An 11941-nucleotide genomic window follows, 5' to 3' on the forward strand; every position below is an offset into this window, starting at 1 on the left:
GGTGATCCTAAGCCGGACCACCGACAAAAGCGCGACGTCAGAGCTCGGCCAGCAGGAGCCCGCTGCGCGGTTTCGGCGTGAAATAAGTGGCCTTCCTCGGCATCCGTGACCCGGCCGCGTGCACGGCGAGCACCTCCGCGTACGGGACCGGGGCCAGCAGCACCACCGCGTCCGCGTCCTCGGGCACCGGGACGCCCGGAAGCAGCGGGCGGACGCACGGCCCCTCCGGGTCGACGCCGAGCGCCTCGCGGATCAGCTCCTGCTCCACCACGGCGTGGTCACCGCCCGCTTTGCCGAGCACGACCCGGTAGGCCGACGCGCCCGCCAGCACGGTCACCTCTCCCGGTTCGGCAGGCGGCCCCAGGGGGCCGGGATGGACCTCGAACCCCGCCTCCGTCCAGCGCCGGACCAGCGTCGCCGCGTCGAGACCGGTACCGGCGAGCACCCGGTGGATGGGCCCGATCCGCAGCCCCGGTCCCCCGGTGACCAGCGCCAGCAACGCGCCCCGCCCCGACGCGGCGGCGGCCGCGACCCGATGATTTCCGTCCGCGACCAGGAGATCCAGCTCGTCAAGGGTCGCCAGCAGTTCGTGCTGGCCGTCGCCGGGACCGGTGAGCCACAGCTCGTGCTTGCGGCCCATTCCGTCCACTGTGGACAAGGCGGGCACCTGCCCCCGGCAGATCCGCTCGATCAGCGTGGTCAGCGCGCGGCCGCCGGTCGCGGGGACCAGCATGGCGGCGCTCGTGGCGACGCCGAGTCCGGCGAGCATCGCGGCCCGCTCCGCGACGACGTCCGGATAGACGTCCTCGGTGTGCCGGACCCTGGTCACGCCGTCGGCCCGGACCGCCGCGGGGTCGACGAGGCACAGCACGCCCAGTGCGACGCCGTCCGGCCCGTCGATGCGATACGGCGCGACGACAGCGGCGACCGGGCGATAGTGCTGCTCCCGGATCCGTTCGAAAGTCGCTCTGGCCTGCGGCAACGCCTCCTCCATCGAGAGGCGGCCTGCCAGCGCGGCCGGGGTCCTCGCCGGATGCTGGACCGCCAGCAGGCTGTCCCCGCGCGCCCCGGCGAGCGCGGCGGCGACCCGGTCCGGGTCGGCGAACTCGTCGACGTCGGGTCCGGGGACGGTGTCGCGGACTACCCAGCCACGGTCGATCGGGCGGATCCAGGTGCTCATCCGATCCATTTTGCGGGAAACCTCACGGAAAAAATCGGTCCCATGACCGGGTGTCTCCATGGAATGCTTACCCATGCGAAGTAGTTGACGCCCTTCATGAGCCCGAGGAGAGCACCGCAGATGACCACCCCGGCCCCGGTCGCCGCGAAGGAAGGGGTCGGTTTCCGTTCGGAACGCGGTCCCGTCCTGATCGCCGTGATGCTGTGTTCCGGCCTGATCGCACTGGACTCGACCATCATCGCGACGGCGGTGCCCTCGGTGGTCGCCGACCTGGGCGGGTTCTCCCAGTTCCCCTGGCTGTTCTCGATCTACCTGCTGACCCAGGCGGTCACCGTCCCGCTGTACGGCAAGTTCGCCGACGTGCTCGGCAGGCGGCCGGTGATGTTCTTCGGGATCGCGGCGTTCCTGCTGGGCTCGGTGCTCTGCGGCGCGGCCTGGAGCATGCCGGTGCTGATCGCCGCCCGCGCGGTGCAGGGCATCGGCGCGGGTGCCATCCAGCCGATCGCGCTGACCATGGTCGGCGACATGTACACCGTCGAGGAACGCGCCAGGGTGCAGGGCTACCTCGCCAGTGTCTGGGCCATCTCGTCGGTGGTCGGGCCGACGCTGGGCGGCGTCTTCGCCGAGTACCTCGACTGGCGCTGGATCTTCTTCATCAACCTGCCGCTCGGCGCGCTGGCCGCGTGGATGCTGTTCCGGAACTTCCGGGAACGCGTCGAACGCCGCTCGCACCGCATCGACTACCTCGGCGCCACGCTGCTCACCCTCGGCTGCTCACTGCTGATCCTCGGCCTGCTGGAAGGCGGGGTCGCCTGGGGCTGGGCGTCCGCGCCGAGCCTGGCGATCTTCGCCGGCGCGGTGCTCCTGCTGACCGCGTTCGTGTTCGTGGAACGCCGGGCCGAGGAACCGGTGCTGCCGCTGTGGATCTTCACCAAACGGACCTTGATCGGCGGGAACCTGGTCGCCGTCGTCGTCGGCATGCTGCTGATGGGCCTCACCTCGTACCTGCCGACCTTCTCCCAGGGCGTGCTCGGAACCGGCGCGCTCGTCGCAGGATTCGCACTGGCGGCGCTGACCGTGGGCTGGCCGATCTCGGCGTCGCTGGCAGGCCGGATCTACATGCGGATCGGGTTCCGGGACACCGCGCTGATCGGCAGCGGGGCCGTCATCGCGGGTGCGGGGCTCACGGTGTTCCTCGCGGCGGGGTCGTCGATCTGGCTGGCGGCCTCAGCCGCGTTCGTTCTCGGACTGGGGCTGGGCCTGACGTCGAGCCCGACGCTGATCGCCGTGCAGTCCACCATCGGCTGGGAACGCCGCGGCGTCGTCACCGCGACCAACATGTTCAGCCGTTCACTGGGCAGCGCGGTCGGTGTGGCGATGTTCGGCGCGATCGCGAACGCCACGCTGGCGAGCCGGTTCGCCAACCCGCCCGCCGGGGTCTCCGGCCTGCCGTCCGGTGTCGACGCGACCAGCGTCGTCCTGGGAGGCAACGGCCCGGACACCCCGACGACGACGTTCGTGCGGGACGCCCTCGCGGGCGCCACGCACCACGTCTTCCTGGCGATGCTGGTGGTCGCCGTGCTCAGCGTCGGCGCGCTGCTGCTGATGCCGCGGCGGACCGAAGAGCTGAAGTTCGACTAGTTCCGCTAGTTCTGCAGCGGGACGGCGTGTTCGACGAAGTTCTCGACGAACCGCTCGATCGGTTCCGGACCCGCCGGGTACAGCACGAACTTGCTCAGCCCGGCGTCGATGTGCTCGGCGATCAGGTCGCGGGCGGCCTTCCAGCTGCCCGCGATCAGGCGGGACGGGTCCGCGTCGGACCGTGCCGCGATCGAGGCCGCGAGCGCGTCCGGGATCCCGTCCTCGGCGACGACGAGGCTGATCCCGAAGTGGTCGGCCTCGATCTCCCGGTCCGCCTCGGCGGCGGCCTTCTGGATCGCCTCAGGGCCGGCACGCGCCTCCTCCGGGGTGAGGAAACTGGCCAGCCAGCCGTCCGCGAGCCTGCCGATCCGCCGCAACGCGCCGGGTGCCTTCCCACCGAGCCAGACGTCGAGCCGGTTGACCGGGCGCATGCCGAGGCTCACGCCCTCGACGCGGAAGAACTCACCGTCGAAGGTCACCTCTTCCTGTTCCAGCAGCGCCTTGATCAGGAGCAACGACTCGTCGAACACCGCGGCGCGGCGGCCTTGCGGCACCGGGAAAAGCGGCAGTTCCGCGTCTCGGGCGGGCTTCAGGCCGAAGACCGGGAGGACCCTTTTCGGCGCGAGCGCGGCGAGTGAGGCGAGCTGTTTGGCGACGAGCACCGGGTCACGGCCGGGCAGCACCAGCACGCCGGTGCCGACCTTCAGCTTCGAGGTGCGGGCGAGCGCGTGCGTCAGCCCGACGACCGGGTCGATCCTGGGCGAGTACACCGCCTCGGGCAGCCAGAGCGAATCGACGCCCGCCTGCTCCAGCAGGTCGACAGCGGCGCCGAACGCCTCGGGCGCGGTCCCGGTCCCCAGCCCCGCGCCGACCCTGATCTTCAGTTCCTCCGCCACACTCGTTCCCTTCCATCGGGCCTGGACACGGGCCGGTGTCCAGTGTTCACATCCGGCCCCGGCGTGAACAACCCCGCACACCCATGGACTCTTCCCGCGAATTCCCCGTACATTCGGGTGTCGTGCGGGCCGTTCCCGCACGGAATGGGGGATTTTTCGATGGCAGGGCAGGATCTCCTCAGCTGGACACGGTGCTTCCATCCGGCACCCGCGGCCGAGATGCGGCTCGTCGCCTTCCCGCACGCCGGCGGCTCGGCGAGCGCGTACCGGGCGTTTTCGGCGGCTCTCTCGCCCACCGTCGAGGTGCACACCACCCAGTACCCAGGGCGGCAGGACCGCATGGGCGAGCCGATCATCGACGATCTGCACACCCTCTCCGAGCGGCTGGCGGACATCGTTTCCGCGCTTCCCAAGCCTTTCGCCCTCTTCGGCCACAGCATGGGCGCCATCGTCGCGTTCGAGGTCGCCCGGCTGCTCGAAGCGCGTGGCCTCGTTCCGGCGGCGCTGTTCGTCTCGGCCCGCCGCGGCCCGGACGTGCTCAAGGAGAAAGCGCACCATCTGGCCGACGACGACACCTTCCTCGCCGAGGTCAGCAGGCTCGGCGGCACGGACCCGTCGATCTTCGACGACCCGGACATCCGGGCCCTCGCGTTGCCCGCGTTGCGCGGCGACTACAAGGCCGTCGAGAGCTACCGCTACCGGCCCGGTCCCGACGTGACCTGCCCGGTCGTGGCGCTCGCCGGGAACGCGGACCCGGTCCTGGACCTGCCGGACATCGAAAACTGGCGCGAGCACACCTCCGGCCCGTTCGAGACGGAGGTGTTCGAGGGCGGGCACTTCTTCCTCGACGACAATCTGGACGCCGTCTCCGCGCGCATCCTCGGCAGGCTCACCGTCAGCCCCTGAGCGTCAGGCCCAGGCGGAAAGTTCCTTGGCCAGCGCGGACGATCCGCCGGCGGTGCGCAGTGTCGGCGCACCGGGCCAGCAGTCCTGGTGCTCACCGGTGCGCAGGGTTTCGGCGAACCGGGCCACCAGCCGCGGCTGCGAAGCCACCGTCCGGCCGCCGAGGTACGCGACGACGACATGGTGGTCGTCGTCCGCGTGCGTCGCCACGGCGGCGGACCAGCCGTGCTCTTCGTGCCACATCAGGTCGACGTCGCGTTCGGGGAAGCCGGGAAGGCGCCAGTTCAGCCTCATCCGGGCGGTGACCGGGCCGGTGAGGTCCGCCGTGCACGAATCCATCCGTATCCCCAGTGCCGTGGCCACGTCCTCCAGATAGGCGTTCAGCCTGGTCATGAGATCCAGACCTGCTTCCGTGGGCACGGGCGTCGAGGTGGTCACGGTCCCTCAGCTTCCTGTCATTTTGAGTTGGCGTGACGGGAATTACCCACCCCTGCGCGGCTTCACACCCCCATTTCGTCACGCCCCGGTTTCGGTTCGCTCAAGCCGTGGCTTCGATGACTCGGGTCAGGGCCTTGTGCAGCGCCTCCAGCTCGGAGACCTCCATTCCGAGCTTCTCCACGACGCGGTACGGGATCTTTTCCGCCTCCGCGCGCAACGCGCGACCGGATTCCGTCAGCTCGACCGTCAGCAGCCGCTCGTCTTCGGCGCTGCGCCGCCGGGTGACGTAGCCGATCGTCTCCAGCCGCTTGAGCAGCGGTGACAGCGTCGCGGGTTCGGCGCGCAGAGCGATGCTCAGGTCCTTCACCGCCTGCGGGCCCCGCTCCCACAGCGCCAGCATGACCAGGTACTGCGGATGGGTGAGCCCGTGGGGCTCCAGCAGCGGGCGATAGATGGCGATGACGCTGCGCGAAGCGACCGACAGCGCGAAACACACCTGACGCTCCAACGCGAGCGGATCCTCGCCCAGATCGATCGACTTCATCTCCGGCCCCTCCGTGTCCATGCCGCGAATCCTAGCCGTGGCGTGCGCGACACTAATGATTAGCGTGCTAATCATTAGTGTACTGTGACGGTCATCGACGGAAGGAGTCGCCCGATGCCCCGCAAGCGCCCGGACGTGTTCCGCTGGCTGTGGTACTCACTCGGCGGCAGGCTGCCCGAGCGGTATCACGACTGGATCCTCCACGACGCGACCACCGGAAGCTGGCGACGGCGGCACGTCGCCCGCAGCACCGTCATGATCGCCCCGCTGTGCGCGGTGTGGCTGCTCCTGCCCGGCCCGCTCCCCCTGCGGCTGGCGATCGTGCTGATGGCCGCGCTCGTGGCGTACTTCTATTCGATGGCCTACATGGAGGAGAGCATCGAGCACCGGCTCACCAAGAACGGCTTCCCGCCGGGCATCGGCCGCCGGACCCGCGCGGAGGCCACCGCGCTCGCGGAAGCGGACGTCACCGAGCGGTATCTCGCGCGCTATCGCGACCAGGCGGGCGCCTGACGCCCGCCCCTTCGCGGTGCCGCCGCTGATCCGATGTTGCGAAAGCCACTTTCGCAACGTTGAAGGTTGCGAAAGTGGCTTTCGCAACGCCCGCAGCGGCCGGTCAGGCTGCCCCGCTTCGGGCAAGGGCGGCCTGGTGGACCGCGACGAGTTCGTCGGCAACACGTTTCGGTTCCGTTCGCAAGCGGCTGGGCAAAGTCTGGAGAACCGCGATGCCAGCGGCCGCATACCTGGCGTTTCTCGCCACTGTCGCGGCGTACTGCTGCTTGCCGAAATGGAAGTCGTACGAATCGATCTCCCAGGCCAGTCGCGCGGCAACGAAGTAGCCATCGGGAGTCGCGATGTACTCACCGTTTTCGTCCCGCAGTTCGTGATTCCACAGAGGTTCCGGCAGACCGCTCGTCCTCCACACCGTCATCGCGTCGACCTCCGCGGCCGACCTGGCTCCGTCGGCGATCCGATGCAGTGCTTCGCGCGGGATCGCGGTGCCACGGCTGCTTCCGGCATCGAGTTCGGCGAACAACTCCGAGAGACTCACACCGCACTGGACCGCGTCGGAAAGCAGAGACGAAACGTCCCGCCGGGAGCCAAGTCGACGGCTTTCGTCGAGAACCGATCGAACCAAGGGGGCCATCGGCACTCCCGCCTCGACGATCGGCTGCGGCATCCGGATCGTCCGTTCGACGATCACATGCCCGGAACCGCCTATCTTGTGTTCGAGCGGAACAAGCAGGTGGACTCGGAAAGGATGGTCCGGCAACGCTCGCAGCCCCTGCCGTCGGCAGGAAGCAGCTCCTGTCACCACCGCGTCCGGCCCCGCGTACAAGAGTGCGGCATCGACCAGCTGCCGTCGCGTCGGCGTCCCGGAGTGCAGCAGCAAGACTCCCGGCAGCAGCCTTTGCCACGGCTTTCCCGGACGACATCGTCGATAACAGGTCATGGACGGAACACCGAGTTCCCCGAGCCGGGCGACAGTGATCACACCACCACGGCTGTGCCGATAGAGCCACTCGGGATCACGGGCCCACTCTCCGGATTTCACGTCATGATCGTCACCGTTTCGAACAGTCGCGCGCCAGCGCCTTCCGCCGAACTGTGGACAACTCGCCACACCAGCCCCACTGTGGATAACTCTCTGCGCGTTGGATAACTCTCCGCACGTTGCGAAAGCCACTTTCGCAACGTTGAAGGTTGCGAAAGTGGCTTTCGCAACACCGCCGCCGCGCACCCGCCCCGCCTGACGGCCGCCCGCGACCGGGCCGGATGAGCCGTCGCGGCTAGGGCGTGTCCTGTAAGTGATCTAGCTGGGGTTCGGTTGGATTGCGGTCGTGGTTGGTCGTGGTGAGTTGACGGATAAGGCATGGGCGGTGATCGAGCCGTTGCTGCCGCCTCAGCAAGGTGGTGGGCGGCGGTGGCGGGATCATCGCCAGGTCATCAACGCGATCCTGTGGAAGTTGCGCACTGGAGCGCCCTGGCGTGACCTGCCTGATCGTTACGGGCCTTGGAAGACGGCGCATGAACGGCTGCGGTTGTGGACCAAGGACGGCACCTGGGACCGGATTCTCGACCGGGTGATCGTCAAGGACGACGCCGTCGGCGACCTCGAGTGGATCGTTTCCGTCGACTCGAGCGTGGTTCGGGCGCATCAGCATTCCGCCGGCGCCCGGAAAAAGGGGGACGCAGCGACGGAATCGAAGCCCTCGCCCTCGATGGGGAAGGACTCGGGCGGTCCCGTGGCGGGCTGAGCACCAAGATCCATCTCGCCGTCGACGGACGAGGCCTGCCGATGCGGTTCCTGCTCACCCCCGGCCAAGCCGGAGACAACCCGGAGCTGGTTCCGCTGCTGGACGGCATCACCGTCGCCCGGATCGGTCCCGGCCGGCCACGCTGCCGACCGGAGACGGTGATCGCGGACAAGGCGTATTCGCATCCGTCAACCCGCCGGGCGATGCGAGACCGGCGGATCAGGTTCGTCAGTCCGGAACGGGACGACCAGGTCGCCCGCCGCGCAGCCAAAGGCCGCAGCGGCGGGCGACCACCAGCGTTCGACGCCGAGGTCTATAAGCAGCGCAACGTGGTCGAACGGTGCTTCAACCGGCTCAAACAGTTCCGCGACCTGGCCACCCGCTACGCCAAACGCGCCGCCTACTACCAGGCCGAACTCACCATCGCCGCGATCATGCTCTGGCTCCAATGACTTACAGGACACGCCCTAGAGTGCGCGGTGATGAGACGCAAGCTCCGCCCGCCGCTCCCGCCCCGGCACGGGCTCGACCCCGCGAGGCTCAAGATGCCCGCCGAGGGACCGTGGACGACGTTGCGGGAACACCTCGTCGAGCGGCTCCCCCGTGTCGCGCCCGAGCGGATCGCGGAGATGCTCCGCGAGGACCGCATCGTCGGACTGGACGGGCCGCTGGGCGTCGACTCGCCGTTCGTGCCGGACTCGTTCATCTGGTTCCATCGCGACCTGCCCGACGAGGTCGAGGTCCCGTTCGAGATTTCCGTCCTGCACCGCGACGAGCATTTCCTGATCGCCGACAAACCGCATTTCCTCGCGACCATCCCGCGCGGACGGCACATTCTGCAGACGGCGCTGGTCCGCCTCCGCCGCGAACTCGATCTCCCGCGGCTCACCCCGGCGCACCGGCTCGACCGGGTCACCGCGGGACTCATCCTGTTCGTGATCACCCCCGAAGTCCGCGGCAGGTACCAGACGATGTTCCGGGACCGCTTGGTACACAAGGAATACGAGGCGATCGCGCGCTACGATCCCGAGCTCGCGATGCCGCGTGAGATCAGCAGCCGCATCGTCAAGGAACGCGGGGTCATCGCCGCGCAGGAGGTCGACGGGCCGCCCAACGCCGAAACCCGCGTCGAACTGATCGAGCACCGCGACGGCCTCGGCCGCTACCGCCTGCTCCCCGCGACCGGCCGCACCCATCAGCTCAGGCTGCACATGAGCGGCCTCGGGTTGCCGATTCTCGGCGACGACTTCTACCCGGAGCTGACCGAGACCCCGCTCGACGACTTCACCGAACCCTTGCAGCTGCTGGCGAAGGTCCTCGAGTTCACCGATCCGGTGACCGGGGAACGCCGCCGGTTCGAAAGCAGGCGGACTCTCGATGCGTGGACGGACCTCGACGCGTGGCGCCGAGGTCCGTGACACCGGTTCACTTCCGCCAGAACTTGATCCCGCTCCACGTCACCTTGACCGGTCCGGCGCCGCTGGCCGTCCGGTAGGCCCCGAACTTGTCGTAGTAGCTGCCGCTGCTGCTGCTCACGGTCTGCTTCAGCGAACCGTTGATGTACACCTTGTGCGTGCTCCCGACCTGGTGCACGGTGTTGACCCGCACCGACGTCCCGACCGTCGCCCCGCTTCCCAGGGTCTCCCCGCCGTGGACCGCGTAAAGCCGCCCGCCGCGTTCGACCGCGAGCATGAAGTACGGTCCGGCGGTCGGCGCGTCGCGGAAGGTCTGTTTCAGGCTGATCCGCGTGCCCGCCATGCTGGTGATCCGGAACGAGCCCTCGAACTGCCGGGTCCCGCCGGTGTAGGTCACGTAGCGCCGTTCCGCCCGCTGGTCGCCGCTCCCGGTGGAGCAGGTCAACTCGAAGTCGAGCCCGCCGACCTTGCCGCACCCGCGTTCCTGGACGCTGAACGAGGGGCTCTCCGCCGTCCACGGCCCGGTTCCGACCTGGGCGTTCGCCGGCATCGCCGACGCCATCAGGCCGAGGACGGCCGCCGCGACCACCCCGGCGGTCCGAAGTCGTCTCCGCATCCTGCCTCCTGCACACTCAGGGCGGCGGTGGTCCAGACCAGGACCAGGCTGCGACTGTACGAGCACGAACCGTCATCGGACAAGACGTTGACGCTCCGGCGTCCCGCTGATTGGGTAACGACGATGATCCTCTCCATGACGGTCCTCGAAGGACTGGCGGCCGGGACGATCGACCTGGTCTTCCGGCGCTGGTCGAAACAGAACGTCCGGCCGGGCGACGTCCTGCGCCTGGAAGCCGGGGTGATCGAGGTCGACTCGGTCGAGATCGTCGACCCCGCCACCATCACCGACGCCGACGCCCTCCGTTCCGGGGCGGACTCGGCGAACGCGGTCCGCGGGACCCTGCGCGGCCCCGCGGACGCCCCGGTGTACCGCATCCGCCTGCTCTACCTCGGTCCCGATCCCCGGCGGGCGCTCAGCGCGGAAACCGAACTGTCCGAAAAGGACTTCGAGGCCATCCGCGACCGATTGTCCAAGCTGGACAGACGCCGCCCGTGGACCCACGAGACCTTGCGGCAAATCGCGGGCAACCCCGGCCGCCGGGCACAGGAACTCGCCGATCTCCTCGGCCGCGAGAAGGAACCGCTGAAGGTCGACATCCGCAAACTCAAGAACCTCGGCCTGACCCACAGCCTCGAAGTCGGCTACCGGATCTCCCCGCGCGGCGCGGCCTATCTCCGGCTCAGCCGAGGGACAGGACGGCCTGGGCCAGCAGGGCCGAGCTGAAGAAGGAACCGGCGAAAACGAGAAGGGTGACGACGACCGCGCGCCAGCTCAGGGTCCGCAGGATCTTCAGCTGCCGGATGGTCACGCACAGACCCACGCAGCCGAGCACCGCGGTGGCCACTGTCAGCAGGTCGACGGCGGACATGGTCCGCAGCATGACCGCCGACCACGGCAGCCCTGGAACGGCCAATGCGGCACCGACGAGCGCCGCCCAGAGCACCGTCGGCACGAACCGGCCGGTCCGGCTGCCGAGGATCCGCACCCCGAAGGCAAGGACGAGCAGCACCGACGCCCCCGGCACCGCCTGCCATCCCGAGGTGACGAGGACCAGCACGGTCACGGCCGAGCCTGCCACCAGCCGGGAGGCCACGACGGGCGCCTTCGCCTCGGCCGGGTCCCCGGATCCCAGCCGATTCCGCACGGCGGAAGGCGAACGGTACAGCCGCTCCAGCACCGGAAGAACGACGAAGGCGCCCAGCAGCACGGTGGTGACGTAGGTCAGTACATCGCTGGCCGTCGCGAGCGCGAGAATCTCGTCCTGGGGCAGGTCACGGGAACCGTGCGCCAGTGAACCCGCGCACGAGATCGTCATGCCTCCGCTGCCGACCCCGCAGGCCATCGCCAGTGCCGTCGAACTGAACAACGGAATCGCCGAGCCGACGCCCGCGAGTGCCGAGAAGAACAAGGACCCGAACAGCGTGCCGCAGATGTAGGTCGCGAGAACGCCGGAGCCTTCCGGCCCGGAGACGCCGTACCGTTCGGTCACCAGCGCGATGCTGGGTTCGCGGCCGATGGAGAAGGTGGCGCCGATGCTCGCGCGGCCGAAGCCGAGCAGCAGCGCCGCCGGGAAGGCCAGCAGCACCGTCCCGGCCTTTCCGAGGCTCTGCACGAGGATCGCTGGTCCGGCCTCGACGATCGTCGGAAGCGCCGCGCCCAGCACGACCCCGGCTCGCACCACGAAGACCACCGTCAGCAGTTGGAGGATCTTCCCGGCGAAGGACCAGACCAGCGCGGCCGTGTCGGGCCGCCGCCAGGACAGCGCCAGATTGACGGCGACCGTGATCACGAAAGCGAAGAAAAGCGGCAGCAGGACGAGTGTGAACGAACCGATCCGTAGCTCCAGCGCGCCCGCGTACACCGTTCCCACGGTGACCAGCACACACAGCGTGGTCACCGCGATGGCGACCCTTGTCCCGATCTTGGCGTTCGATGGTCTGGCCATAGCCGTTGTCAGCCCCCTGGAACCCACCGTAGCGAAGATCCATCCGCGAAGACTACTCGAACACGCGTTCGACAAATGATCGAATACGGGGTAAGTTCGGTT

12 protein-coding genes and 1 pseudogene are annotated in these 11941 nt (G+C 68.9%); 6 read left to right on the forward strand and 7 right to left on the reverse strand.

Going from position 1 to position 11941, the window contains the following annotated elements:
• Window positions 1-37: 37 nt before the first annotated feature.
• Window positions 38-1189 (reverse strand): DUF1015 family protein, encoded by a 1152-nt coding sequence (locus AMYAL_RS0140425; RefSeq protein ID WP_020637011.1) that lies wholly within the window; start codon window positions 1187-1189, stop codon window positions 38-40.
• Window positions 1190-1300: 111 nt separating this feature from the next.
• On the opposite strand from AMYAL_RS0140425, the gene AMYAL_RS0140430 reads away from it, so the two are divergent.
• Window positions 1301-2821, forward strand: coding sequence for an MDR family MFS transporter (locus tag AMYAL_RS0140430; RefSeq protein WP_020637012.1), 1521 nt, complete (start codon window positions 1301-1303; stop codon window positions 2819-2821).
• Between the two features lie 5 nt (window positions 2822-2826).
• On the opposite strand, the gene AMYAL_RS0140435 is transcribed toward AMYAL_RS0140430, so the two are convergent.
• On the reverse strand, window positions 2827-3717 hold the full coding sequence (locus AMYAL_RS0140435) for a TIGR03854 family LLM class F420-dependent oxidoreductase (protein WP_020637013.1): 891 nt from the start codon (window positions 3715-3717) through the stop codon (window positions 2827-2829).
• Between the two features lie 159 nt (window positions 3718-3876).
• Here AMYAL_RS0140435 and AMYAL_RS0140440 point away from each other — a divergent pair, with 159 nt between their 5' ends.
• Window positions 3877-4623, forward strand: coding sequence for a thioesterase II family protein (locus tag AMYAL_RS0140440; RefSeq protein ID WP_020637014.1), 747 nt, complete (start codon window positions 3877-3879; stop codon window positions 4621-4623).
• A gap of 3 nt (window positions 4624-4626) precedes the next feature.
• Here AMYAL_RS0140440 and AMYAL_RS0140445 read toward each other — a convergent pair whose 3' ends face one another.
• Together AMYAL_RS0140445 and AMYAL_RS0140450 are read right to left on the reverse strand one after the other, a co-directional pair.
• Complete coding sequence (locus AMYAL_RS0140445; protein ID WP_020637015.1) at window positions 4627-5058, reverse strand: DUF6292 family protein; 432 nt, start codon at window positions 5056-5058, stop codon at window positions 4627-4629.
• A 100-nt stretch (window positions 5059-5158) separates the two neighbouring features.
• A complete protein-coding gene (locus AMYAL_RS0140450) occupies window positions 5159-5602 on the reverse strand; it encodes a MarR family winged helix-turn-helix transcriptional regulator (protein ID WP_020637016.1) in 444 nt (147 codons plus the stop codon).
• A 114-nt stretch (window positions 5603-5716) separates the two neighbouring features.
• Here AMYAL_RS0140450 and AMYAL_RS0140455 point away from each other — a divergent pair, with 114 nt between their 5' ends.
• On the forward strand, window positions 5717-6115 hold the full coding sequence (locus AMYAL_RS0140455) for a DUF5313 domain-containing protein (protein ID WP_020637017.1): 399 nt from the start codon (window positions 5717-5719) through the stop codon (window positions 6113-6115).
• Between the two features lie 103 nt (window positions 6116-6218).
• On the opposite strand, the gene AMYAL_RS47420 is transcribed toward AMYAL_RS0140455, so the two are convergent.
• Window positions 6219-7289 carry a hypothetical protein gene (locus AMYAL_RS47420; protein WP_245193330.1) on the reverse strand — a complete coding sequence of 357 codons (1071 nt, stop codon included), beginning with the start codon at window positions 7287-7289 and terminating at the stop codon, window positions 6219-6221.
• Window positions 7290-7482: 193 nt separating this feature from the next.
• Between AMYAL_RS47420 and AMYAL_RS48945 the strand changes: the two are divergent.
• Window positions 7483-8312 (forward strand): annotated as a pseudogene (locus AMYAL_RS48945) (IS5 family transposase).
• A gap of 30 nt (window positions 8313-8342) precedes the next feature.
• On the forward strand, window positions 8343-9278 hold the full coding sequence (locus AMYAL_RS0140475; RefSeq protein ID WP_020637019.1) for an RluA family pseudouridine synthase: 936 nt from the start codon (window positions 8343-8345) through the stop codon (window positions 9276-9278).
• A gap of 7 nt (window positions 9279-9285) precedes the next feature.
• On the opposite strand, the gene AMYAL_RS0140480 is transcribed toward AMYAL_RS0140475, so the two are convergent.
• Window positions 9286-9891: a LamG domain-containing protein gene (locus AMYAL_RS0140480; protein ID WP_039794868.1), complete on the reverse strand. Its 606-nt coding sequence runs from the start codon at window positions 9889-9891 to the stop codon at window positions 9286-9288.
• 135 nt (window positions 9892-10026) lie between these two features.
• Here AMYAL_RS0140480 and AMYAL_RS0140485 point away from each other — a divergent pair, with 135 nt between their 5' ends.
• Window positions 10027-10617 carry an ASCH domain-containing protein gene (locus tag AMYAL_RS0140485; protein WP_020637022.1) on the forward strand — a complete coding sequence of 197 codons (591 nt, stop codon included), beginning with the start codon at window positions 10027-10029 and terminating at the stop codon, window positions 10615-10617.
• Here the strand turns inward: AMYAL_RS0140485 and AMYAL_RS0140490 are convergent.
• Entirely contained in the window at window positions 10574-11839 is a 1266-nt protein-coding gene (locus AMYAL_RS0140490) for a DUF3100 domain-containing protein (protein WP_020637023.1), read from the reverse strand. The two genes, AMYAL_RS0140485 and AMYAL_RS0140490, sit on opposite strands and share 44 nt — an antisense overlap.
• Window positions 11840-11941 lie beyond the last annotated feature (102 nt).

The sequence above is a fragment of the Amycolatopsis alba DSM 44262 genome (genome assembly GCF_000384215.1).
GTDB lineage: Bacteria > Actinomycetota > Actinomycetes > Mycobacteriales > Pseudonocardiaceae > Amycolatopsis > Amycolatopsis alba.

Excerpts from the sequence above, each read along its gene's own strand:
- AMYAL_RS0140425 (WP_020637011.1), bottom strand. The coding sequence starts at position 1,189 with ATGGATCGGATGAGCACCTGGATCCGCCCGATCGACCGTGGCTGGGTA.
- AMYAL_RS0140430 (WP_020637012.1), top strand. The coding sequence starts at position 1,301 with ATGACCACCCCGGCCCCGGTCGCCGCGAAGGAAGGGGTCGGTTTCCGT.
- AMYAL_RS0140440 (WP_020637014.1), top strand. The coding sequence starts at position 3,877 with ATGGCAGGGCAGGATCTCCTCAGCTGGACACGGTGCTTCCATCCGGCA.
- AMYAL_RS0140450 (WP_020637016.1), bottom strand. The coding sequence starts at position 5,602 with ATGAAGTCGATCGATCTGGGCGAGGATCCGCTCGCGTTGGAGCGTCAG.
- AMYAL_RS0140455 (WP_020637017.1), top strand. The coding sequence starts at position 5,717 with ATGCCCCGCAAGCGCCCGGACGTGTTCCGCTGGCTGTGGTACTCACTC.
- AMYAL_RS0140475 (WP_020637019.1), top strand. The coding sequence starts at position 8,343 with ATGAGACGCAAGCTCCGCCCGCCGCTCCCGCCCCGGCACGGGCTCGAC.
- AMYAL_RS0140480 (WP_039794868.1), bottom strand. The coding sequence starts at position 9,891 with ATGCGGAGACGACTTCGGACCGCCGGGGTGGTCGCGGCGGCCGTCCTC.
- AMYAL_RS0140485 (WP_020637022.1), top strand. The coding sequence starts at position 10,027 with ATGACGGTCCTCGAAGGACTGGCGGCCGGGACGATCGACCTGGTCTTC.
- AMYAL_RS0140490 (WP_020637023.1), bottom strand. The coding sequence starts at position 11,839 with ATGGCCAGACCATCGAACGCCAAGATCGGGACAAGGGTCGCCATCGCG.